Origin of the sequence: Flagellimonas okinawensis, assembly GCF_029194005.1 — a bacterium.
Classification (GTDB): Bacteria; Bacteroidota; Bacteroidia; order Flavobacteriales; family Flavobacteriaceae; genus Flagellimonas; species Flagellimonas okinawensis.
Genome location: NZ_JARFVA010000002.1, coordinates 811799 through 833634, shown reverse-complemented (window position 1 = coordinate 833634; position 21836 = coordinate 811799). Strand labels below are relative to the sequence as shown.

Genomic DNA, 21836 nt, shown 5'->3' with positions numbered 1-21836 from the left:
TGCCGGTAAAAAACAGCAAAGCTCATTTAAACATCATTTTTATTGCATTCCTAAAACCCAGAAGAGGAAGCAGGAATTTTTAAACATTCCAACCCAAATTTTTAATCGGACTGTTCTTGACCCAAAATGGTATTGCCTTTCCCGAACAACATAATACAAAAACAGTAGCTTATAAAAAAACCTCTGGTAAAAAGCCAGTTCAATTCAAGGTTCCTGTGTACCATAAAAACTGGATTTCAGCAACAGTTCCTTGGTGTTTGTATATCCAATTTCAAAAACCTCATCAATACCTTGTTTTTGAAAGGTGCTATATCCATCAAGTCTATCAGGATGGACGACCAAATCACAATGCTTAAACTTTTCAATGGAATCATAGGCCATTTTAATCTTATAAGATCTCTCCAACACATTATAGGAATGTTTGAGGTCTTTCGTACTTATTTTTTTCAATGGGTTTACGTATACGCCTATTATTCGATCACAAAGGAGCAACAAGGGTTCCACTGGAAAGTTGTTCAAAATACCTCCATCAACATAGAGATGGTCGTTGACTTTGGTAGGGGTAAACATCCCTGGGAAGGACGCCGACGCCAATATGGGTCTTATGAGCTCTCCCTCTTCAAAGATGGACGGTGTTCCATTTACAACATCGGTGGCCGTTACGAACAATTTCTTGTCCAAGGCCATAAAATCATCTTCGGGCAGCATTTTTATAAATTCCTTATAGAACTTTTCACTATCAATAAACCCAGGTTTTCCCTTTGCATATTTTCCACCTTGAAAAATCTGTGTTGTCCTAAAGAAATCCAGAATTCCCTCCCAACCAATGTTGTTGGCATACAGGGCCCCGACTACCGCGCCTGCACTGGTGCCCGAAATATGGGTGGGAACTATGCCGAATTCCTCCATCGCCTTTATCGCCCCAATGTGCGCCACACCCCTCATGCCACCTCCTGAAAGTACCAGACCAATATCCATAACTACTATCTTTATTTTCTGTTCTTGTACATTTCCAACCAGTTCAATCCCTAGCCATGATAGTGAATGCCACAAGACCACTTATTGAAGCACTTTTCAGCTTACCGTCTTGGTAACTGTAGATATTCTCCCTTCCCTTTGAATTGATTTTTTTATAGCTATGGTTACCCAATGGGATGATGGTGTTGATGCTGCCATCCATTTCAGAATAACAATGTTCGATCCCGGCAGGTTCCCTGAAAAAGAGCAGAATAGTGGAATAAGGTACCTTGTCGTTAAAAGATAGTTCCTTTTTGCCATTCTTAATTATCCTGTATTCCGTACCGTTCCATTTCGTATAAGCTTCCGCATGTGGTTTTTCATTGACCAAAACATCAACATTCGATTCAAAGAGGTAACCATCCTCGTAGGTGACCAAGTATTCATAGTCGACCTTGAGCTTTTTGAGCACCTTCACTTTGACCGAGGTATCACTGGAATATTGTGTCTGTGGCCCCATCGGATCTATGGCCGCCCTTAGGGTGCCCACCATGGAGTCTTTCATATAGATATCAAAATAAAGAACCTTGCCTTCCGAGGGTTTATGGCTGACAGCACTCAACAAAAACCAGATTGTGATGAAGTGTGAAAACATAAAATTCAGTTTTATGGATAGGTTACAATTTAATCATAATCTTTTTAATGACTACCTGGCCGTTAGAAGCAGATAATCGGTCACGGCCAGTTTGTACCGGTTTTTTGCCTCTATAAGTTTGTCCTCCGTCTCCGCCTTCAGCGCACGGGCCTCCAATAGATCGGATAGCTGGATCAATCCATTGTCATAACTGTCTTGGTTGACCCTAAGGTTTTCGGTTGTCTGCTCCAATATGCTTTTCGTCAACTGTATTTTATCATATGCCTCGTTCAGGTCCACCCAAGCTTTCTCCATCTGCAGGCGAAGCAGGCCCTTGTTTTCTTCCAAGTTGTTCTTGGCCATGGATTCACGTATCCTTAACTCCTTCAGCTTGTGATTACCGCCCCACCAATCCGAAATGGGGATTGTCAATGAGGCAAACGCCAAACCATTGAAAGTGCCATCTACACCACTTTCCAGCTGATCTAAGTAATATCCTGAAATTCCTACGCCCAATGTGGGCAGATAATTGCCGTTTTGCATTTTCTTTTGAAGTCCGGTTGCATCAACGGACTTTTCGAGTAACTGGTATTCGGCCCTATTTGGCAAAGCATCCCCCGTTGGGATGTAATAGCTGTCCGGCAAGGAAAGCTCTTCCAAGTTCCCCTCCAATAGGAGTGTAGGTCGATATTCCAATCCTATGGTCTGACATAACTGCATAAGGGCCAGCTTCTTTCCATTCTCCAACTGTATTTTGGTGACCTTCAGTTCCTGCTGTTTGATGCTCACCTTCAAAAGATCGTTTCTGATGGTAAGCCCATTCTCATAGGCATTGTTCACCTGATTATGGAGCCTGTCCAAAAAGTCAAGGTAACTGTCAACGGTTTTTTGCTTTTCCTGAATGACGATCACTTGCCAATATTGTTGTTCGGTCTTTAGTATGATATCATTCTCTGAAAGTTTCCGTTGCATTTCCTTAACCTCAATATTGAGTTCAGCCAGACGATTGCCTGTCTTTATCTTGCTTCCGGCATACAATGGCTGTTGTATGTTTACAATTCCCAAGGCCATCTGATTGAACAACCCTATATTGACATCGGGCATATAGGCGTACTGTAATGGGTTGGCCAGATTTGCCGGGGTTCCATCATATACGGGCAAATCCCCACCTTTCATCCCTATTTCCAATAATGGGTCCATAGCCTTCATCCCGAACGCACTGGCACTTATTTTTGGAAAGTAATTGGTAAAGGCCTCCTTTTTGGTCTCCCATGCTGCGTCCAATTCCAATCTACTGTTTTTTACGTTCCCATTATTTTCCAGGGCCATCGCTTTACTTTCCTCCAAGGTCAGTCGCATCTGTCCGTTTAGGTTGAGCATTGAGCCCAATCCCAGAACAAGAAAAACAAAACACTTCATGAATATAAAATTTCCTCTCATTTTAGAATTGATTTATTGTGCCACGGCCATCCCTTGGTGTTCCTTGTCCTCTTTCCTATACGCTAGCCAATATATAAGTGGAAGCATGGTCAGGATGAATAACATGGATACCAGTGTGCCAAAGAAAATGACAGTACCCATTGGTGCCCACAAAGGGCTTTGGCTGATGATCATGGGGATGACCCCCATCGAAGCGGCCATCGAGGTCAAAAGGATAGGTCTCATCCTTCTTTCGCCCGCCTTCAAACAAGCTTCTTTGACCGACAGATTGCCTTTTGCCCTTAATTCCTCCACATAGTCGTACATGATGATCCCATTACGGACTATGATCCCGATCAGACTGACAAGCCCAAGAACCGAGGTAACACTGAAAGCCATGTCCATCACCATCAAACCCAAAGCGGCTCCAATGAAACTGAATGAAGTCGAGGCGAATACCAAGGATGCAAGCTTGATTTTTTTAAAGTGGAAAACCAAAATAAAGAATATGATGCCCACAGAGATCAATAGACCACTTGCTATTTTCGGCAAGGTTTCCATAGTGTCTTCCTTGGTTCCCCCATAGGCAACCGCAATGTTCCTGTCCGTGATTTCTGCCTGTAACCCATCCATGAGTTCCTCTGTGCGCAGTTGAATGGGGTCTATCTTAAAGCCTCTTTTAAGATCTATATATACAGAAAGGGTACGCACCCCGTTTCGCCGTACGATCTGTCCTTCATTCCAACCCGTACCAACGTTAGCGATTTGTCGCAAAGGAATGGCCGGGGAAAACAGACCAGAAACATATTCATTTTCCACATCGCCCGCCAATGGGTCCTTATGGCCTTCCCATTTTGATTTCAGCACGACAGGCAATTGATAATCACCTTCCCATACCGTTGTTATGGGCACACCACCAAAGCGTGAAGCCAACCCAACCCCCAATATCCCCTCTGAGACCCCTAAACGATTGGATTCAATGGGATCGAGGGCCACTGTGATATCGGGAAGGATTTCTTCATAGTTCGTATAGACCCGTATCGGTTCATCCCAAGAATTCGCCTCTGCTTGAATTTTATCCGCTATTGCTTTTAGGTCACCGATATTGTCACCGCTCAATCGTACTTCAACATCGGCATCAACCCCAGCTTGGTAGTCCATTTGTTTAAATTTCACAAAGGCATTGGGATAGTAATTGGCATATTTTTCCGAATATTCATCCAGCATCTCGACGGTGGCCTCACTTGATTCGGTATTGACAATGAACTGTGCAAAATTAGGACCTCCAATCTTTGGGGCATAGGTGGTATGGAAACGGGGGGATCCCGTTCCCATGAAAGTAGTAAGGGAGGTCACCCGCCCATCCTGTTGCAGCAATTGCCCCATGGCATGGGCCACCTCCTCCGTTTGCTGGAGCGAATTTCCCTGTGGCAGATATATTTCCACGGCAAATTGATTTCGCTCGGCTATGGGCATAAGTTTTAAGGGAAGCTTGGCGAACATGAAAACCCCCAATACTATGAAAAGTACCCCGAGACCCATTGATACCAATGGATAACTGAAGACCGTTCGCAAGGTTTTGTCATAAGAAGATTGGACGTGGTCCAAAATACTCTTTTTCTGCTTGTCTCCATCCGTCGTTTTATGGAGACCCTTGGTCACAAAAACATACTGGAGGTAAGGGACAAGGAAAACCGCAACAATCAAGGAAATCCCCAATGTGATCAAAATGGTCCAAGGGAAGGCCTTTACAAAATCGAAGAGCTGACCGGTAAAGGTCACCAAGAATGGAAAAAAGGTAATGCCTATGGCAAGGGTCGCAGAGAAAATTGCTTTAAAGTATTCCTGTGCACTCTCAATAGCGGCATCATGACGGGGTATGCCCTCATCAATTTTTTCCAGATAACTGTCCACAATGACTATGGAATTGTCCACAATCATCCCAAGCACCACGACCAATGCGGCCAATGTAACCGTATTCAACTCAATGCCAAAAGCGAACATCAGTGCCAAAGAAATGAAAATGGTTATCGGAATTGTGGATGCCGCTACCCCAGCTACTCTGATAGGAAGTAACACCATGGTCACCAAAATCACTGCTAGGATGGCTATTCCCAGCTCTTCGAGAAATGTGTTTATGGATGCCTCCACAACTTTGGGCTGATCGGCGATACGAAAAATTTTCACGTCATCGGGAAGTGTCCTTTCAAATTCCTCTAAAACCTCATTTACGTCCTTTCCATATTCCACAATGTTATATCCTTCCCTCATTTCACTGGAAAGTATCAGGCTTTTATTGCCATTATTAATGGTATAGCTCGTAGCCTTTGGGTATTCCCGGACCAGCTGCGCCACATCTTTTAGCCGTATGTTGTTTCCCTGCGGATCGGAATACACAATCTGTTCCTCCATATCCCTTTCAGAGTTAAAAGGGCGTGTGATATGAATGGGGACCACCATTTCATCATTGTCAATTGTCCCGGAGGGACCGATCATCCCCTTGGAAAGCAGCGTTTGGTACAAGGAATAGATATTGATGCCATAACTGGCTATTTTTTCCTTATCCACGTAGATACTTAACTGTTCGTTTTGTAGACCATACCTTCTAAGATTCGATACGGACTCGACTCTACGCAGCCTATCCTCAAGATTTTCGAGGTAATCCTGCAATTGTCTATAGGTTTTGGTATTGGATTCCAGAGCGATCAGTAGGGCCGATGTATCCCCAAAATCATCATTGGCGATCAAAGCCAGCACCCCGGAGGGCAGTTGGGCCTTGAAACTGGACAGCCCGTGCTTGATCTTGGACCACACCTCATCTTTATTGTTGACCTCATCATTAAGTTCAACAAAGACGTATACCACCCCGTCCCTGGATTTGGAATAGGTTTTTGATTTTTTGACCTCCTTGTAGGTGAACAGGAATCTTTCGAGTGGTTTTGCCACCTGTTCCTCTACTTCCCCAGAGGTCGCCCCCGGGTATACCGCGACCACCACCCCTTGCCGAATGGTAAACACCGGAAACTCTTGCTTGGGCATTTTATATAGGGCGAACACTCCACAAATGACAAGTATTCCGGTAAGGAGCAAAACAATTTTGTTGTACTTCATAGCCAAGGCTATGGGGCCTTTATGTTCTTTCATAGGATCCCTTTTTTAATTTTTAACGGTTACCAACGCTCCCTCACTGATGTTTTGGTAACCTTCAACGATCAGTTCGTCCCCAACCTTCAACCCGCTGATTACCTGCACCCCATTTTCAAAAAGCCCCCCCAACTCCACTTGTTGGTATACGGCCCTGCCTTCCTTGCTTTTGACCCATACAAATCTTTTTCCCGAATATGCTACCTGAACCGATTTAATGGGAACAACGATCCGGTCGGCCGCTTCATCCTGGCCTAAATATGCCCTGCAGACCATACCGGGCATGATCTTACCTTCAGAATTGTCAACATTGACCTTGATATCATAGGTATGCGAAACCGGATTTGCGGCAATACCCTTTTCCGTTACCGAGCCAAAAAACATTGCATTGTCCAAGGCCGAAATTTTCAGTTTACAAGAATCACCGACATTAATATTGGATATTTCCCCTTCAGGAATGGGTATCCTTGCCATAACTTGGGTCAAGTCCATTACATTATATACCGGGGTATTCGGCAACACCCCTGCGCCCGGCTCAAGATAACGGGTACCGATAATACCGGAAAAGGGTGCTTTCAAAGTGCCATCACGAAGATTTTTTTTGGCAATGGCCTCGCTTGCCCTTGCCTGCTCCAATTTTGTTTTGACATCCACATATTGTATTTCGGGAATACTGTTTCTTTGGTACATCGCGGACATTCTTTCGTAGGCATCCTCCGCTTGCTCGTAGGCCGCCAATGCCAGTTCATGTGCACTCTTGAAAGATGATGCATCCAATTTGGCCAAAGGCAAGCCTTTGGCCACTTTTTCCCCTTCCCTAACATACATCTGTTCAATATTTCCCGCAACTAAAAAACTGATATCAACCGTGTTCAGGCCTTCCATCGTACCGATATATTCCTGGGCGGTTATCGCGCTATCCGCCGATATACCGAGTGTTTTCACAAACACGGCCTTGTTCTCTTCCTTTTTCGTATCTTTTGTATTACAAGAAGTTGCGACAAAAACGGCAACTAAAACGATAAATTTGATCCTGTAAATGGCATTTGTATTCATAGGGTTGAAATGTTTGCGTTCCTCCAAGCGGCAAAAATTGTCATAATAAATAGATCATATAAAACCGATATTGCCCCTTTACTGTTCAAAATATCGCTTTTTATTACTTACTTCGCCCATAGAGAAAAGGTGATATGGAAAACGGTTACAATAAGATTTCACTTCAAAATTTTGCCAGACAGATCAATGTTGGCACAATCTCGGAGAACAAGGGGCTTGCCGTGTCGATAAAGCCATCCACGGTACAGGACCATAACTTTGATTTTAACTACCCCCATATTGTGGAGGGCATCGCATTCATATTATGTGTAAGGGGCCATGGGAGGATACTGCTCAACCTGAATGAATATACACTGGATAAAAACAGCCTTTTGATTGTACTTCCAAACAATATTCTTCAAATCAAGGAGCAAGAAGAACTTGAAGCCGAATTTCTTTTTTTCACCTTTGATTACATTTCCAACCTTAAGCTGAACCAAGAATTAGGGAGCATTGCCAATGACCTTGGAAAGGGGCAATGTCTTAAAACCCCTAGAGCAGATTTTGAAGACCTGCTCATGTTCCATAAGTTGGTTGTGAAACAAATCAATGGAAACGATATTTACAAGGAAGATATCGTCAAAAATCTGGTATTTACAATCGTATATCGAATCTTGCAGATCTATGCCGTGAGTGCCACTTCCAATGAAAAGGAGCATTTCAGTCGTAAGGAAGAAATCTATACAAAGTTCATTTCCCTATTGTTCAAACATTACAAAATTGAACGGTCCATACAGTTTTATGCAGGTGAGTTGTTCATAACACCAAAGTATTTTTCCAAGGTCATAAAGGAAGTCAGTGGGCATTCAGCGTCCAAACTTATAAATGACATGGTAATCATGGCGGCCAAATCCCTTTTGAAGGGATCGGACATGACCATAGCCCAGATCGCGGATGAGCTGAATTTTGCCAACCCTTCCTTTTTTGGAACATTTTTCAAAAAGGCAACCTGCCAAACCCCCAATCAATATCGAAATCTTTAAAGGGGTCCGTGATGGACTTTACAAGTAAGTCCATAATGCACATAGGCTCTCGCCTCCACTGATAAGTTGAAGTTCATCCCCAACCCAATTCAATGGGCACCCCGGAAAGAAAAATTGCGTGGGTTAAAAAGATTGAGAGCAAAGGCCATTGTAGCATAACCATGTGACCAGGCGGATAGCTTCCTGATCCTGCAAATACTCCAGTGAAAACAACAACACCACTCTTTAACCAGTAGGAAAATCCAATATCTTAAATACAATGAACCAAGACCAGAGTACACCAGAAAGAACCATTACAAACAACGCATCTTTCCAACCCATCTAAGTGTACACTCCTTAAGATGTCTTCCTGTAATTGGCTATTGCCCAAAAATTCAAAACAACAGCAAAACCCATCATGATCAAAAAGTGGTTTTGTATGTGTCTATAACCGCTTCCTTTAAGAACAACCATACGCATAACTTCGATAAAATAAGTCACAGGATTACCCTTGGCTATCCACTTTGCCCATTCGGGCATTGACTCTATGGGTGTAAAAAGACCACTCATCAAAATAAAGATCATAACAAAAAAGAAGGCGACCGACATAGCTTGCTGCTGGTTTTCGGCATATGTTGAAACTAAAAGACCAAAGCCAAGGAGTGCTACTAGGTACAAAGCCAAATAACCATAGAGCAAAAGGATGTTTCCAATTGGCACTATGCCATACACCCCCCAGGAAATTACAAAAAACCCAATACTAAAAACGCCCATCCCAATTATCCAAAATGGTATAAGTTTGCCCAGAACATAAACATGTTTTTTTATTGGCGTCACATTGATCTGTTCAATGGTCCCAATCTCCTTTTCCTTAACAATGTTCAGGCTACACATATAAGCACCTATCATAGTAACAAGGATTACAAGTATGGCAGGAACCATGAATGTTTTATAGTCTAAATATGGATTGAACCAATTGGAGTTGACAACATCAATTCTTTTCAATGCTTTTTTCCCATCAAAGGAGTGGTCCAATTCCATCACAATATTTTTATTGAACTCTTTAAGGATAGTACTTAAATAGCTCCCCCCCAGACCCGCTTTTGTACCATTTATTGCATTTATGGCGATAAAAACCTTTTGCACCCTGTCCCTGTTTAAATTTCTTTCGAAATCATTTGGGATTTCAAGTATTAAATCCGCCTTATTCCTTTCAACTTCAGAAAGTGCTCTTTTATAGGATGAATCGTAGTCGACGAGTTTAAAATAACCGGAAGAGATAATCATGGAAATCAGATCTCTGGAAAAGGTGGACTTATCGTGGTCGACAACATATACATTGATATTTTTTATTTCGTAATCTGCCGCCAAAGGCAAAATCAACAATTGTATCAGGGGCATTAAAAAGATCATGGGCAACAAAGTCCGGTTCCTAAAAATCTGCTTGAATTCCTTTACCAATAAAAATCGCAATGTTCTCATGACATCCTTATCTTAAATTTCTTGAAACTTATGATCAATAAAACAATCGTCATGCCCATTAAAATGGTTGCTTCTTTCCAGATTGCAGTGATACCTACCCCTTTGATCATTATGGCTTTGACCATATTGTAATACCATTTGGAAGGAACTATGTTCGCGAACCATTGAAGTGGCAAGGGCATATTTTCCAATGGAAACATAAAACCGGAAAAAAGCACGGTGGGAAGCATCATTCCCATAAGGGATATCAACATGGCAGCTTGTTGGGAATTTGTACTATTGGAAATTAACAAACCAAGCGAGAGGGCACATAAAATAAAAATACTGCTCATGGTATATAACAAAACCACACTTCCTTTCAAGGGCATACCCAAAAGAAACACACTCATAATGACTATGACTGTAAGATTGATCAAGGATAGAAAGAAATAGGGTATGGCTTTTGAAATTATAATGACAAAGGGTTGCATGGGGGAAACCAATAGTAGTTCCATGGTCCCTTTTTCCTTTTCCTTGACTATGGAAACCGAGGTCATAAGCACACACACCAATAAAAGGACCAATGCCATGACACCGGGAACAAAGTTGGTGGTCCCTTTGAGATTGGGATTATAGAGCATGCGCACTTCGGGAACAATTTGAACTGGAAAACCCAGCGAGATGTTCAAATCCTGTTGGTAATCATTGATTATCGATGAAACGTAAGAGGTCAAGGTCGATGCTGTATTGGGATCTGTAGCATCAGCAATTACCTGTATTTGGGATACATGGTCACTAGAAAGTTCCTGTTGTAACTTATTGGGAAAAACAACCGCCAGTTTTATATCGCCTCTTTTAAAATACTCTTCTATTTCCGCATTGTTGAGTAAAGTGCTTTCAATTTCAAAATACCGGGATGCGGACAATTTTTCGATAATTTGAAACGACACTTCGTCCCTAGCATGATCGGCTACCACAATTTTTGAGTTCTTGATCTCATTGGTCAGTGCAAAGCCAAACAATACTATTTGCGCCACCGGTAGGCCGAACAGTAAAAGCAAGGTTTTGTTGTCCCTGAACACATGATAAAACTCCTTTCTCACAAATGTTACAAACCGTTTCACCTAATCTGATTTTCTTTTTGCCGTGCGAGCCAAGTTATAGAAGACTTCATCCATGCTGTCCACCCCATGCCCTTGCTTTAAATTTGAAGGGCTGTCCAAAGCAGCTATATCCCCGTCCACCATCATGGAAATTCGATTACAATATTCTGCTTCGTCCATATAATGGGTTGTGACAAAAACCGTGATGTCATTTTTCACGGCCTCGTATATCAAATCCCAGAACTGACGTCGCGTTATCGGGTCCACCCCGCCTGTGGGTTCATCCAAAAACACGATGGAAGGTTTATGGATAACAGCAACCGAGAACGCCAGTTTTTGTTTCCAGCCCAAAGGCAGGGAACCGACAAGCTGATTCGCCTCAGATTGCAAACCCAATGATTCGATCAACCGTTTGGACTGGAATTTTAGTTCACGGTTGCCCAAACCATAGATCCCTCCATAAAAAGTGATGTTCTCTTTTACCGTTAAGTCTTCATAGAGTGAAAATTTTTGACTCATATACCCTATTTTGGTTTTTATCTTTTCGGTCTGTTTGTACAAGTCAAAACCAGCAACAGTTGCATCCCCCGATGTTGGGCTCAGCAGGCCGCACAACATTCTCATAGCTGTTGTCTTACCAGCGCCGTTTGCCCCCAGAAATCCAAATATTTCACCTTTGTAAACATCAAAGGTTATCCCATTAACAGCCGTAAAATCCCCAAATTTTTTTGTCAGTCCACTAACCGATATAACCTTTTCTTTCTCCATATGACATCTATTTTTCCATTAATTGAATAAAGCAATCTTCCACTGAAGGCTCGATTTTGTCTATTTGAAAAGGGTACGGTAATTCTTTTTCCAAAGTAGCCCTTATGTCCAACAAGGTCAATGTTCTATCTACTATTGTAATATGATGATGCTCACCAAAAGAATGAACCGACCCTATCAAGGGTAGTTCTCGCAATGCGGACAGCAATTCGATCATGTTATGTGATTTTATGGCATACAAGGCCTTAGGATATTTTTCAATGATGACTTGAGGGGGATCTATCGACAATAACCGACCCTTTTGTATCAAACCTATCCTTTCACAAAGTGTGGCCTCATCCATATAGGGGGTTGACACCAAAATTGTAATCCCCTCCTTTTTCAACTTTTTCAGCATTTCCCAAAATTCTTTTCTGGAGACAGTATCCACCCCGGTTGTGGGTTCGTCCAGAAATAAAACTTCCGGTCGGTGTATCAACGCACAACATAGTGCCAGTTTTTGCTTCATACCACCGGACAAATTTCCTGACCTCCTGTTTTTAAAGGGCTCCAGTTGGACATATATATCTTTGATCAGACTATAATTTTCCGTAATTGTGGTATTGAATATCGTTGCGAAGAAATGGAGGTTTTCCTCCACCGTCAGGTCCTGATATAGGGAAAAGGTACCTGGCATGTACCCTACACTTTTTCTAATTTCCTTGTAATTTTTTACCACATCCCATCCACATACATGTGCTTCTCCCCCATCTGGGACCAATAAGGTTGCCAACATCCTAAAAATACTGGTTTTTCCAGATCCGTCAGGACCGATAAGCCCAAATGTTTCACCTTCATTTACTTTAAATGAAGCATCGTCCACGGCAACATTCTCTTTATATTGCTTCCTTAGGTTTTCAACAACAACACTATGCATGATTAAAATTTTACCTCGCCGTACATTCCTATTTTGAGATAACCATCATTGGCCACCCGGACCTTCATGGCATATACTAAATTGGCACGCTCGTCTTTTGTTTGGATGGTTTTGGGTGTAAATTCCGCCTTATCACTGATCCACTCCAAAATACCTTCATAATTTTTGTAGCCCTCCGATCCATTGTCCACCAATACGCTTAATTTTTGATTGATCTTTAATTGTGGCAATTGGTTACCGGTAATGTACGCACGGAGCGTTAAGGTATCCAAGTTTGCAATAGTGTACAAGGGCAATCCCTCCGATACAATTTCATTTTCTTCGATATACTTTGACAGCACGGTACCTTTGACTTTAGCAATGATCTTACATTTTTCCAGCTTATCGTTCAGTTGTCTGATCTGAACTTGCAATGGTTCCGTTTCGTTTACCAGACTGGCCGTGTTAATGGATAAGGTCGACTTTTGTGCTTTGATCTTATTTTGGATTATATCAACCTGTGAATTGGCATCATCAAGCATTTTTTGGGGGGCAGCTTTCCCTGAGACTAAATTTTGTACCCTTTGTTGTTCTCTTTTTGCCTGCCTTAACTGCTCCTCCAGTGATGAAAGTTGTACGGCTATGTTTGGTTTTTTTGCAAGAAGTACGTTTATTTTAGCCTGCAACTGTTGTTTTTGCAAGTAAAGTTGGGTGCTATCTATATAACCCAAATATTGGCCTATCTCCAATGTCTCCCCTTCATCCATGGAAAGCCTTTTGATAACTCCATTGGCTTCCGATGAAATTTTGACCTCAATTGCTTCAAATGTCCCTGAAGCATCATATTCGCCACTTTTGTCATGACACGATAGGAACAGAAAAAATAATACAATGATTGCTAATTGATTTTGTTTCATGGTTTAGTATTTGATTCCTTGGGTAATTTTTGATTCTTCCAATATCATTAAGAGTTTTAGCTCGTGTAGCAATTTATTCTGAATGGCCCGGCTTTCTTGGTTCACATCACGTAAATAGTCGTTGACATCGATGGTACCATTGGACAATTTAAACAAGGATGCTTCCTTGATTTTGGAGTACATTTCTATTATTTCATCATCCATGGCCAAAAGTTGTCGGTATTTTTCAACTTCTGAATTTTGATTGGTAAGTTCAAGATTGGTATGGAACAAAAAGGTTTCTTTCTGTACTGATAGCTTTTGTTTTTCCAATCCAATTATTTTCTTTTCATTTTTATTCGTGTAGAAATTGAACAGGGACCATTGAAAACGGGCACCTCCCATGAAATAGGAATCAAATTCATTACTGAGCATGTTTAATGCTGGTTTCCCATATCCTCCTTGGGCAAAAAACGAGAGTTTGGGCGACACTTTGGATGTAAGCAACTTGGATTGTAGGTCAAATAGCCGTATTTGGCTATCGATCACGTCCAATTCAGGACGGTTGATCAAGGTATTTCCACTTTCAATCTGTCCGGGCTTTATCAAAATCGTATTGTCATCGATCTTTTCATTGATATATACGCCCAACATTTCATAATGTGCATTTTTCTGTAACAAGAGTTCAGTGTCCCTTTGTTTGGTCGAAAGTAGATTGGCATTTAACGCGTAGAAATCGCTTTCTATGGCCGTACCATTATCAATACCGACCCTAATTCTTTCAATTGCCTTTTCAATATCCTCGGCAAGCAGGGCATTCTGTTGTATTTGTTCGTTGATCAACAAAATCCCAAAAAACAACTGACTCACCTTTTTTTTGATTCCATACACTTCAATAGCCAACCTCCCCTTGTCTATTTCCCTTTGGGCATCAACTATCTTGGACTCCTTATTGATTTTATTGCCTTGATAGATGGTTTGGTCGATTTCCACATATAGTTTATACTGGTCATTATCGATTGTCGGCTTATCCATACCGGGAACCTCAATAGGAATTGCAGTGACATCCGATTGATAGGTCGCTTGACCATTGACGGCAACTTTGGGCAATCCATCCCTCAGAACATTCTCTGCTTTATAGTCTGACACATTTTCAATAAGCGCATATTGTTTGATAAGCGGGTAATTCGCTTCTGCCAATCTATAGCATTCATCTAGTCTCAAGGTTTTAACGGATTGGGAAAATCCAAAAAAACTTGTTGAAAATGTAACGCATACAAACAGTTTACTCCATTTCATTTCATATCGATATTTTGATTTAATCAATTGACCAACATATAGGCAAATTTTTTATGTTTCCAAAGTGGCCTTTATCCAAATAGGTATAAGTCTTTTCCGTTCTTCCATTAAACTTTTGAACTTTTCTTCATCAAATAACCCACCTGCCATCATTATGGGTTTTGAAATAAAAGGAAAAATCGACATCCCCAAAATGTTCAGCAAAAAATGAATTGGATCCACTTTACTGTTTTTTTCGGCGATTTGAACCACTAGGGAGGAATTACTCAGCAAGTGCAGTACACCCATTTTTATTCCGAAATTTTTGGGGTTATGTCGAATTTCACTGAGAACAAAAATTGGCAAATCCGGGTTTTTGAGAATCATTTCGATATAATTCTCAACAATTTTTTCGACTTTTTCCTCCAGCGACAACCTGAAATCCGTAATGATCGGGGAAATAACCCCAAAGAATTCCTGCAGCTTTTCAATCATAATAATATTAAAAAGCTTTTCCTTACTTCGGAAATAATAATTTAGGAGGGAAAGATTGATATCCGCTTCTTCCGCTATATCCCTGGTCCGAGTTGCCGCGTAGCCTTTTTGAGTAAATATCTTCCTCGCAGCTATTTTGATTTTTTCCTCAGTGTCAACCAGTTTAGTTACCATGTATATCCTTCATTCATTCCAAAGATATAAATTAAATATTTGATTTAATCAAATGATTCACCTAAAAAAACCGGTGCACAATGTTACTGAAGATGATGGACGTGGTTTGCCGTACCCCTCTTAAAAACAGCAGGGGGGACACTTACACATCATAGTGTACCATCAATAGGGATAGGTGCTCTTCCCGCGCCTGTTATCTTTGCTCCCCATAAAGACGCACCTTGATTTTTTTGAAAGTATAAACGACCTAATTACACCCAAACTGGTAATTTAATCAAGGATATCCATTATATTTGTTCCAATAACAATCGATGCAACTTGCAGTATACATCCTTGTCTATCCATGGCTCTGGCTGATTTCCAAAGTTCCCTTTAAAATCATCTACTTTATATCCGATGGCATCTACCTTCTTATGTATTATGCAATAGGATACCGTAAAAGTGTAGTTCGAAATAACTTGGCTCTTGTTTTTCCGGAAAAGTCAGAAGAACAACGGCTGTATATTGAAAAGAAGTTCTACAGGCACATGTGCGACATGTTCTTGGAAATGATCAAGACCATAGGTATTTCCAACAAACAACTTCAAAAACGGTTTACCTTCTCCCATTTAGAGGTGCTGCACCGCCTTGAGGCCAAAAACAAAAGTGTCATGCTCATATTTCCCCATTATGCCAGTTGGGAATGGGTAATTGCCCTGGACAGGCACATTGCTTCCAAGGGATATGCGATTTACCAGAAAGTCGGGAACAAATATTTCGATAGACTGGTCCGTAATATCCGCCAAAAATTTGGAACTACCTTGATCAGCACCAAGGACACCTGGGGCATCGTGGCCCAAAACAAACGTGATGGCAAGTTGGGTATGTACGGGATTTTGAGCGATCAATCACCTATGGTGAAAAAAGCTTTGTTATGGACGCCCTTTATGGGCATCACTGTTCCTGCCCACACCGGAGCTGAAACACTGTGCAAAAAATTTGAATTGCCTGCGGTCTATTTAAAGGTCAACAAAGTAAAGCGTGGCCATTATCACGGAACCTTTAAGTTGATAACGGAGCATCCCAAAGAAATGGATAAGTTCGAACTTACCAAATCCTTCCTCAAAATGGTGGAGGAATCCATTAAAGAAGCTCCAGAATATTATCTATGGACCCACAAACGTTGGAAGCACATGGACAAAAAACCAAAGAAAGCCTATCAAAGCCAAAAAATAAGGCCATAACTTGACTTTGTGCCTGGACATGTAAAGTTTATCAACAGATTTTTATACATGTGAAAGGCCTGTGCGTGTTTTTGCAATGGCACCGTCCCAATCAAGGTATTCCCCCATAGTCGGGACCAGATCGTGAAAACAAATAAACCAAAGGTCCAGATGCGGCCTGGCATCCTTTTGGGTGTTTCAGACTACTTTTGGCTTACTCTCCTATTGTTGTTTCCCCAAATTGCCATTTCGTTAAATACGGACCACAGGCTCTGTCCTTCCGGGGTCAGGGTGTATTCGACCCTCGGGGGGATTTCCTTATATTGTCTCCTGATCAATAGGCCGTCCGATTCCAACTCCCTTAATTGCTCGGTAAGTACTTTTCTGGAAATGGTCGGAATCCTGACCGACAATGCCCCAAATCGCTTGGTCCCCGACATGAGCACATACAAAATAATCGGCTTCCATTTACCTCCAATGACCTCAAGGGTTGCCGTCACGGGACAATCATAAATCTCATTGTTGACTTTCATGTTTGGTTACCTTTTTGTTACCACAATTTCCCATTCTCTTTTATTAATAAGTAACTTATATAAACTATTATTGGTTACTTTGCGAAACAAATGTAATCTATATATAATTTCATTCAAACAAATATGATACTTATAACAGGTGCCACAGGGCACTATGGAAGTACGGTCATACATTCCCTTTTACAAAAAGGAATCAAGGCCCATCAAATTTCCGCCCTTGTCAGGGATTTGGAAAAAGCAGAAGACTTAAGAAGCAAGGGCGTTCATATAAAAGTCGGGGATTATTCGGATTACGAATCATTGGTGGATGCCTTTGAGGGAGCGGACACCCTTCTCTTTATTTCTGGCACGGAAATATCCACCCGTCTCCATCAACACGAGAATGTCGTTAGGGCCGCTAAAAGTGCTGGCATCCAACATATCGTGTATACAAGCTTTCAGCGCAGGAACGAAACCGATACCTCCCCGTTGGGACTTTTGGCCCATTCGCATTTGCTGACAGAAAAATGGTTGAAGGAAAGTGGACTTGCCTTTACGGTCCTTAAAAATAACCTGTACATGGACTTTATCCCATCTTTTATAGGCGAAAAGGTGATGGAAACAGGGATCATATATTTGCCCGCAGGAAATGGAAAGATAAGTGTGGCATTGCGTTCAGAATATGCCGAGGCCACCGCAAACATACTTGTTGAACCGGCGCTCCACAGAAACAAAATGTATGATTTCACCAATGTTGAAGCCTTCGGATATGACCAAGTGGCCAACTATCTTTCAGAGATTACGGGCAAAACCATCCAATACCACTCCCCAACTGTCGATGAGTTCACACAAACCCTTATAAGTGCAGGGGTTCCCTCCGAAGGAATAGACATCTTATCAAGTTTTTCCGTGGCGCAGAAGCAAGGGGAACTGGACGTCACCAGTACCGATCTAGAAAATTTGCTGGGTAGAAAGCCAACCACATTAAAAGCGTATTTAGAAACTGTTTATTAATCTAAAAAAACAAAAAATGAACATTACCATAATAGGAGCATCCGCAGGCATAGGCCTGGAAACCATAAAAAGGGCATTGGACCGAAACCACAAGGTAAAGACCCTCTCCCGTTCAGAGATAACAATGGACCATACGGATTTCCTGTCCATTTCAGGTAACGCCACGAACAAAACCGACTTGCTCCATGCCATGGAAGGTGCCGATGCGGTCATTGTGACCTTGGGAACGGGTACCAGCACCAAAGCTACCACATTGTTTTCCGATTTCGCAAAACTATTGGTCGATATCCAAGCTGAAAAAGCTTTTGACATCCCTTTTGTTTTCGTGACCGGATTTGGTGCCGGAGAAAGTATGCACTATGTACCGCAACCAGTAAGGCAAATGATGGAAACAGTCCTAAAGGACGTATATGCCGACAAGACCGTAATGGAAGAAATCATTGAAAACTCAAATATGAACTGGATCATCGTCCGTCCCGGTCTCTTGCTGGACGGACCTTTGACCGAAAACTATCATGTTGAAAACAGCTTGTTCGAAGGTATCGAAGTGGGTGAAATAAGCCGAGCCGATGTGGCTGATTTTTTAATCAAACAGGCCGAGGAACCCAAAGAACCAAGGACCTATTATTCAATCCGTGCGAAAAAATAGACCGTAATCCTAATATAAAGACGTATAACCGAACCTTTTAAAACAATAACACAATGAAAAAAAACGGATTATTACTTTCCTTGGTTGCATTGCTGACCTTGACGGCATTTACCGAACAGCAATTTTGGACATTGGACCCTCCCCACTCCCAATTGAGGTTCAGCATCACGCATTTGGGCATATCCGACATTTCGGGAACCTTCAATGACGTTGAAGCGACCATTAAGAGTTCAAAAGAGGATTTTAGTGATGCCCAAGTTGAAGCGGTGATTCAAGTGGCATCCATCAACACGAACAACAGCTATAGGGATGACCATCTAAAGGGGCCGGATTTCTTTGAGGCGGAACAATACCCGCTGATAACTTTTAAGAGTACCGGAATCAAAAGTCTCGGGACCGGTAGATACAAACTGGAAGGGGACCTTACCATAAAGGGCAAAACCAAAAAGATAAGCCTTGACATGTGGTATAGGGGGACCGTCGAGAATCCGCAGACCAAAAAACCGACAGCAGGCATCAAATTGTCGGGGACCATTAAACGTTCTGATTTTGGCGTAGGTACGGCATACCCGGCACCAATGTTGGGTGAAGAGGTGTATCTTGACATCAATGCCGAATATCAAAAGCAATAGCCCGTTCTTTTCCCGGTGGTAGGCCCCATATCATATGGAAATGCAAATTCATTTGATTTATGGTGTTGCACAAAGGACCTTTTCATAGGTCTCTACAACAACCTGCACCCTGATCTTTCAGTGTTTCAAATCAGGGTGTTTTTATCACATAGTAAGGTTCATCGGAATATGTTCCATTTGCCAAACCCGTTATCATTATGGTGGTAAACCCCATTTTTGGAAAGGTTTCTTTTTCTCCAAGACTTCCCCACTTTCGGGTCGATGCACGAAACAAATGCCCGATGATCAATCCATCTTTGGCGCTCTACACTTCCAAACTGTACATAAAACTTTCCAAACGTATCGACACTTATGGCCCTAGAGCATACTCATATAAGGTTTTCCCTGCCAAATTCCTCCAACTTATCAATGATCGGCAAAGATTTAAAGCCAATTTCGGTCAAACTGTATTCGACCCTTGGAGGAATTTCAGGATAGGCCTTTTTGTCGACCAATCCGTGCTCAATCAGTTGATTCAGACTTTGGATGAGCATTTTTTCCGAAATCCCAGGAATAGACCTTTTCAATTCACCATACCGTATGACCCTATTGTTTATCTGGTACAAAATAATCAAGGTCCATTTCCCCCCCAATATCGACAATGTTGCCTTTACCGGGCACTTTTCATCAGATATATCAATTTTTTTTGGGCTATAATCCATCGCTATCCTTAATTTTTACTTTTATGTAGGTACTTGTACAAAAGTAATTACTTTGGTAATTTTAGACAATTATAAAAGCAAAAAAATGGAAAAAATCAAACATTCGGAGAAGGTTACGACCACCGATGAATATGGCTCCGTAGGCAACGTTCCGCGTCTGCCCAAAGGATTTCAGAAAGTTTTCAAGAGTATGGTCGTTGACACAGGTGATATAAAGATCCATGCTGTAATCGGCGGTAAGGGCGAGCCTTTGCTGTTGCACGCCGGTTGGCCCCAGAACTGGTATGCCTGGCGTGATTTAATGCTCCCCTTGAGCGAACGCTATACCGTGATAGCGGTCGATCCACGCGGTTTTGGTCTTTCGAGTAGGCCAGATAAAGGTTTTGATGCAAAATCCTTGGCCAATGACATGTTCAGGTTGATGGATGTTTTAGGATATGATAAATTCAAATTCGTAGGACATGACCTTGCCGTCATAGTGGGTTACGCGATGGCTTCCATGCACCCGGAGAGAATCCTCAAACTTGCCGTTGGTGAGGCCATAATCCCCGGGGCTTCCCCTTCACCTCCCCTGATTGCAGATGAACGTGGTCTAAGCGATTTCCTTTGGCATTTCAATTTCAACCGAGCCCTTGAAGTGAACGAACGATTGGTAGAAGGCAAGGAAGACATCTATTTTGGGTATCAATTTGAGTCCAAAAGTGGAACACCCGATGCCATACCGAAATATGCACGCGATTTCTACATTGAATTGTTGCGCAGAAAACCCGGCACTTTAAAAGCAAGTTTTGAATACTATCGAAGTATTGACGAAACCATTCCACAAATACGTGAAATGATATCCACCAAATTGACCATGCCGGTATTCACATTCGCTGGTGCGTTGGCCAGTGGCCCCCTGGTAGAACATGAATGGCGTAACCTTGCTGAGAACGTCCAATCCGCGATCATTGCCGATTCGGGACATTTCCCAGCCGAGGAAAAACCCGAAGAACTATTGAAACTACTATTGGATTTCCTCGGATAAAAAAAAGGGGGGGGGTATTTTAAACCCACCAAATATTCAAGGAACAACGGTCCCACCATGGACCACCATTGATGAATTTAAATATATAAAACTATGATGCAAGTAGAAATCTGGAGTGATGTGATGTGTCCGTTTTGTTATATCGGCAAACGAAAATTTGAGGCGGCCTTGGAACAATTCCCCCAAAGGGACAAGGTCAAGGTAGAATGGAAAAGTTTCCAATTAATGCCAGGGCTCAAAACAGATGCCAACGTAAAACTTGACCAGTTTCTGGCAAAGGAAAAAGGAGTGAGCATTGAACAGGCCCGTTCCATGAACCACCATGTGAGCCAAATAGCCAAGGATATAGGTCTGGACTACCGCCTTGACCAAGCCATCCCGGCCAATACCATCAATGCACATCGTTTTGCCCATTATGCCAAAGGGAATGGCAAACAGGATGAGGCCGAAGAACAACTCTTCCGAGCATACTTCGTGGAGGGTAAAAACCTTGACAATATTCCTACGCTCGTTAAATTGGGCGAGGCCATAGGCTTGGACGGAGACAAGGTAAAGCTTGCCCTGGAAAACAACCACTATGCGGATGACGTACAGACGGACCTTTATGAGGCCCAGCTAGCGGGTGTCAGGGGAGTGCCTTATTTTGTTTTCAATAAAAAGCTGGCCATATCAGGTGCAAAAGAACCTGAAACTTTCTTGGAGACTCTGGAAAAAACCTTTGCTGAATGGAGGGAGAACAACATGGAAGGTCCAATGGACATTATTGAAGGCCAATCGTGTACGCCTGAGGGTGAGTGTGATTAAAAATAGAAACCTAA

At 42.1% G+C, this 21836-nt stretch carries 21 protein-coding genes; 7 read left to right on the top strand and 14 right to left on the bottom strand.

What is annotated here, in order from left to right; all coding sequences use genetic code 11:
• Positions 1 to 204: 204 nt before the first annotated feature.
• The 5 genes from PY091_RS09485 to PY091_RS09465 are packed head-to-tail and all read right to left on the bottom strand — an operon-like array spanning position 205 to position 7210.
• The gene (locus PY091_RS09485; protein WP_275614604.1) at positions 205 to 978 is read right to left on the bottom strand and encodes a patatin-like phospholipase family protein; all 774 of its coding nucleotides are present in this window, start codon (positions 976 to 978) and stop codon (positions 205 to 207) included.
• Positions 979 to 1021: 43 nt separating this feature from the next.
• Positions 1022 to 1612: a DUF6134 family protein gene (locus tag PY091_RS09480; protein ID WP_275649429.1), complete on the bottom strand. Its 591-nt coding sequence runs from the start codon at positions 1610 to 1612 to the stop codon at positions 1022 to 1024.
• A 51-nt stretch (positions 1613 to 1663) separates the two neighbouring features.
• The gene (locus tag PY091_RS09475; RefSeq protein WP_275614602.1) at positions 1664 to 3010 is read right to left on the bottom strand and encodes a TolC family protein; all 1347 of its coding nucleotides are present in this window, start codon (positions 3008 to 3010) and stop codon (positions 1664 to 1666) included.
• A 33-nt stretch (positions 3011 to 3043) separates the two neighbouring features.
• Positions 3044 to 6154 carry an efflux RND transporter permease subunit gene (locus PY091_RS09470; protein ID WP_275614601.1) on the bottom strand — a complete coding sequence of 1037 codons (3111 nt, stop codon included), beginning with the start codon at positions 6152 to 6154 and terminating at the stop codon, positions 3044 to 3046.
• A 12-nt stretch (positions 6155 to 6166) separates the two neighbouring features.
• Complete coding sequence (locus tag PY091_RS09465; RefSeq protein ID WP_275614600.1) at positions 6167 to 7210, bottom strand: efflux RND transporter periplasmic adaptor subunit; 1044 nt, start codon at positions 7208 to 7210, stop codon at positions 6167 to 6169.
• 134 nt (positions 7211 to 7344) lie between these two features.
• Between PY091_RS09465 and PY091_RS09460 the strand changes: the two genes are divergently transcribed.
• On the top strand, positions 7345 to 8232 hold the full coding sequence (locus PY091_RS09460; RefSeq protein WP_275649428.1) for a helix-turn-helix domain-containing protein: 888 nt from the start codon (positions 7345 to 7347) through the stop codon (positions 8230 to 8232).
• 336 nt (positions 8233 to 8568) lie between these two features.
• On the opposite strand, the gene PY091_RS09455 is transcribed toward PY091_RS09460, so the two are convergent.
• The 7 genes from PY091_RS09455 to PY091_RS09425 form a co-directional block, all read right to left on the bottom strand.
• A complete protein-coding gene (locus tag PY091_RS09455; RefSeq protein WP_275614598.1) occupies positions 8569 to 9693 on the bottom strand; it encodes an ABC transporter permease in 1125 nt (374 codons plus the stop codon).
• On the bottom strand, positions 9690 to 10796 hold the full coding sequence (locus tag PY091_RS09450; RefSeq protein WP_275614597.1) for an ABC transporter permease: 1107 nt from the start codon (positions 10794 to 10796) through the stop codon (positions 9690 to 9692). Before PY091_RS09450 ends, PY091_RS09455 begins: the two co-directional genes overlap by 4 nt.
• Positions 10797 to 11543, bottom strand: a complete 747-nt coding sequence (locus tag PY091_RS09445) for an ABC transporter ATP-binding protein (RefSeq protein ID WP_275614596.1) — start codon at positions 11541 to 11543, stop codon at positions 10797 to 10799.
• Positions 11544 to 11550: 7 nt separating this feature from the next.
• Positions 11551 to 12459 (bottom strand): ABC transporter ATP-binding protein, encoded by a 909-nt coding sequence (locus PY091_RS09440; RefSeq protein ID WP_275614595.1) that lies wholly within the window; start codon positions 12457 to 12459, stop codon positions 11551 to 11553.
• A 2-nt stretch (positions 12460 to 12461) separates the two neighbouring features.
• Positions 12462 to 13355, bottom strand: coding sequence for an HlyD family secretion protein (locus tag PY091_RS09435; protein WP_275614594.1), 894 nt, complete (start codon positions 13353 to 13355; stop codon positions 12462 to 12464).
• 3 nt (positions 13356 to 13358) lie between these two features.
• On the bottom strand, positions 13359 to 14558 hold the full coding sequence (locus tag PY091_RS09430; RefSeq protein WP_275614593.1) for a TolC family protein: 1200 nt from the start codon (positions 14556 to 14558) through the stop codon (positions 13359 to 13361).
• A gap of 126 nt (positions 14559 to 14684) precedes the next feature.
• A complete protein-coding gene (locus PY091_RS09425) occupies positions 14685 to 15281 on the bottom strand; it encodes a TetR/AcrR family transcriptional regulator (protein ID WP_275614592.1) in 597 nt (198 codons plus the stop codon).
• A 311-nt stretch (positions 15282 to 15592) separates the two neighbouring features.
• Here PY091_RS09425 and PY091_RS09420 point away from each other — a divergent pair, with 311 nt between their 5' ends.
• Positions 15593 to 16504: a lysophospholipid acyltransferase family protein gene (locus PY091_RS09420; protein ID WP_275614591.1), complete on the top strand. Its 912-nt coding sequence runs from the start codon at positions 15593 to 15595 to the stop codon at positions 16502 to 16504.
• Positions 16505 to 16686: 182 nt separating this feature from the next.
• On the opposite strand, the gene PY091_RS09415 is transcribed toward PY091_RS09420, so the two are convergent.
• A complete protein-coding gene (locus PY091_RS09415; protein ID WP_275614590.1) occupies positions 16687 to 17016 on the bottom strand; it encodes a winged helix-turn-helix transcriptional regulator in 330 nt (109 codons plus the stop codon).
• A 123-nt stretch (positions 17017 to 17139) separates the two neighbouring features.
• On the opposite strand from PY091_RS09415, the gene PY091_RS09410 reads away from it, so the two are divergent.
• Genes PY091_RS09410 through PY091_RS09400 form a run of 3 tightly spaced genes read left to right on the top strand, consistent with a single transcriptional unit; the run spans position 17140 to position 19290 of the window.
• Positions 17140 to 18009: an SDR family oxidoreductase gene (locus PY091_RS09410; RefSeq protein WP_275614589.1), complete on the top strand. Its 870-nt coding sequence runs from the start codon at positions 17140 to 17142 to the stop codon at positions 18007 to 18009.
• A gap of 16 nt (positions 18010 to 18025) precedes the next feature.
• Positions 18026 to 18658 (top strand): NAD(P)-dependent oxidoreductase, encoded by a 633-nt coding sequence (locus PY091_RS09405; protein WP_275614588.1) that lies wholly within the window; start codon positions 18026 to 18028, stop codon positions 18656 to 18658.
• 53 nt (positions 18659 to 18711) lie between these two features.
• The gene (locus tag PY091_RS09400; RefSeq protein WP_275614587.1) at positions 18712 to 19290 is read left to right on the top strand and encodes a YceI family protein; all 579 of its coding nucleotides are present in this window, start codon (positions 18712 to 18714) and stop codon (positions 19288 to 19290) included.
• Positions 19291 to 19658: 368 nt separating this feature from the next.
• Here the strand turns inward: PY091_RS09400 and PY091_RS09395 are convergent, their stop codons facing one another.
• Positions 19659 to 19991, bottom strand: coding sequence for a winged helix-turn-helix transcriptional regulator (locus PY091_RS09395; RefSeq protein WP_275614586.1), 333 nt, complete (start codon positions 19989 to 19991; stop codon positions 19659 to 19661).
• Positions 19992 to 20076: 85 nt separating this feature from the next.
• Here PY091_RS09395 and PY091_RS09390 point away from each other — a divergent pair, with 85 nt between their 5' ends.
• Both PY091_RS09390 and PY091_RS09385 read left to right on the top strand, forming a co-directional pair.
• Entirely contained in the window at positions 20077 to 21018 is a 942-nt protein-coding gene (locus PY091_RS09390) for an alpha/beta hydrolase (protein ID WP_275649427.1), read from the top strand.
• Between the two features lie 93 nt (positions 21019 to 21111).
• Complete coding sequence (locus PY091_RS09385; RefSeq protein WP_275614584.1) at positions 21112 to 21822, top strand: DsbA family oxidoreductase; 711 nt, start codon at positions 21112 to 21114, stop codon at positions 21820 to 21822.
• Positions 21823 to 21836 lie beyond the last annotated feature (14 nt).

Bases quoted from the DNA above. Each gene is read 5' to 3' on its own strand.
- PY091_RS09405 (WP_275614588.1), top strand. From the start codon at position 18,026: ATGAACATTACCATAATAGGAGCATCCGCAGGCATAGGCCTGGAAACC.
- PY091_RS09400 (WP_275614587.1), top strand. From the start codon at position 18,712: ATGAAAAAAAACGGATTATTACTTTCCTTGGTTGCATTGCTGACCTTG.
- PY091_RS09440 (WP_275614595.1), bottom strand. From the start codon at position 12,459: ATGCATAGTGTTGTTGTTGAAAACCTAAGGAAGCAATATAAAGAGAAT.
- PY091_RS09410 (WP_275614589.1), top strand. From the start codon at position 17,140: ATGATACTTATAACAGGTGCCACAGGGCACTATGGAAGTACGGTCATA.
- PY091_RS09395 (WP_275614586.1), bottom strand. From the start codon at position 19,991: ATGGATTATAGCCCAAAAAAAATTGATATATCTGATGAAAAGTGCCCG.
- PY091_RS09420 (WP_275614591.1), top strand. From the start codon at position 15,593: ATGCAACTTGCAGTATACATCCTTGTCTATCCATGGCTCTGGCTGATT.
- PY091_RS09425 (WP_275614592.1), bottom strand. From the start codon at position 15,281: ATGGTAACTAAACTGGTTGACACTGAGGAAAAAATCAAAATAGCTGCG.
- PY091_RS09445 (WP_275614596.1), bottom strand. From the start codon at position 11,543: ATGGAGAAAGAAAAGGTTATATCGGTTAGTGGACTGACAAAAAAATTT.
- PY091_RS09455 (WP_275614598.1), bottom strand. From the start codon at position 9,693: ATGAGAACATTGCGATTTTTATTGGTAAAGGAATTCAAGCAGATTTTT.
- PY091_RS09485 (WP_275614604.1), bottom strand. From the start codon at position 978: ATGGATATTGGTCTGGTACTTTCAGGAGGTGGCATGAGGGGTGTGGCG.
- PY091_RS09460 (WP_275649428.1), top strand. From the start codon at position 7,345: ATGGAAAACGGTTACAATAAGATTTCACTTCAAAATTTTGCCAGACAG.
- PY091_RS09390 (WP_275649427.1), top strand. From the start codon at position 20,077: ATGGAAAAAATCAAACATTCGGAGAAGGTTACGACCACCGATGAATAT.
- PY091_RS09470 (WP_275614601.1), bottom strand. From the start codon at position 6,154: ATGAAAGAACATAAAGGCCCCATAGCCTTGGCTATGAAGTACAACAAA.
- PY091_RS09465 (WP_275614600.1), bottom strand. From the start codon at position 7,210: ATGAATACAAATGCCATTTACAGGATCAAATTTATCGTTTTAGTTGCC.
- PY091_RS09385 (WP_275614584.1), top strand. From the start codon at position 21,112: ATGATGCAAGTAGAAATCTGGAGTGATGTGATGTGTCCGTTTTGTTAT.
- PY091_RS09435 (WP_275614594.1), bottom strand. From the start codon at position 13,355: ATGAAACAAAATCAATTAGCAATCATTGTATTATTTTTTCTGTTCCTA.
- PY091_RS09475 (WP_275614602.1), bottom strand. From the start codon at position 3,010: ATGAAGTGTTTTGTTTTTCTTGTTCTGGGATTGGGCTCAATGCTCAAC.
- PY091_RS09480 (WP_275649429.1), bottom strand. From the start codon at position 1,612: ATGTTTTCACACTTCATCACAATCTGGTTTTTGTTGAGTGCTGTCAGC.
- PY091_RS09415 (WP_275614590.1), bottom strand. From the start codon at position 17,016: ATGAAAGTCAACAATGAGATTTATGATTGTCCCGTGACGGCAACCCTT.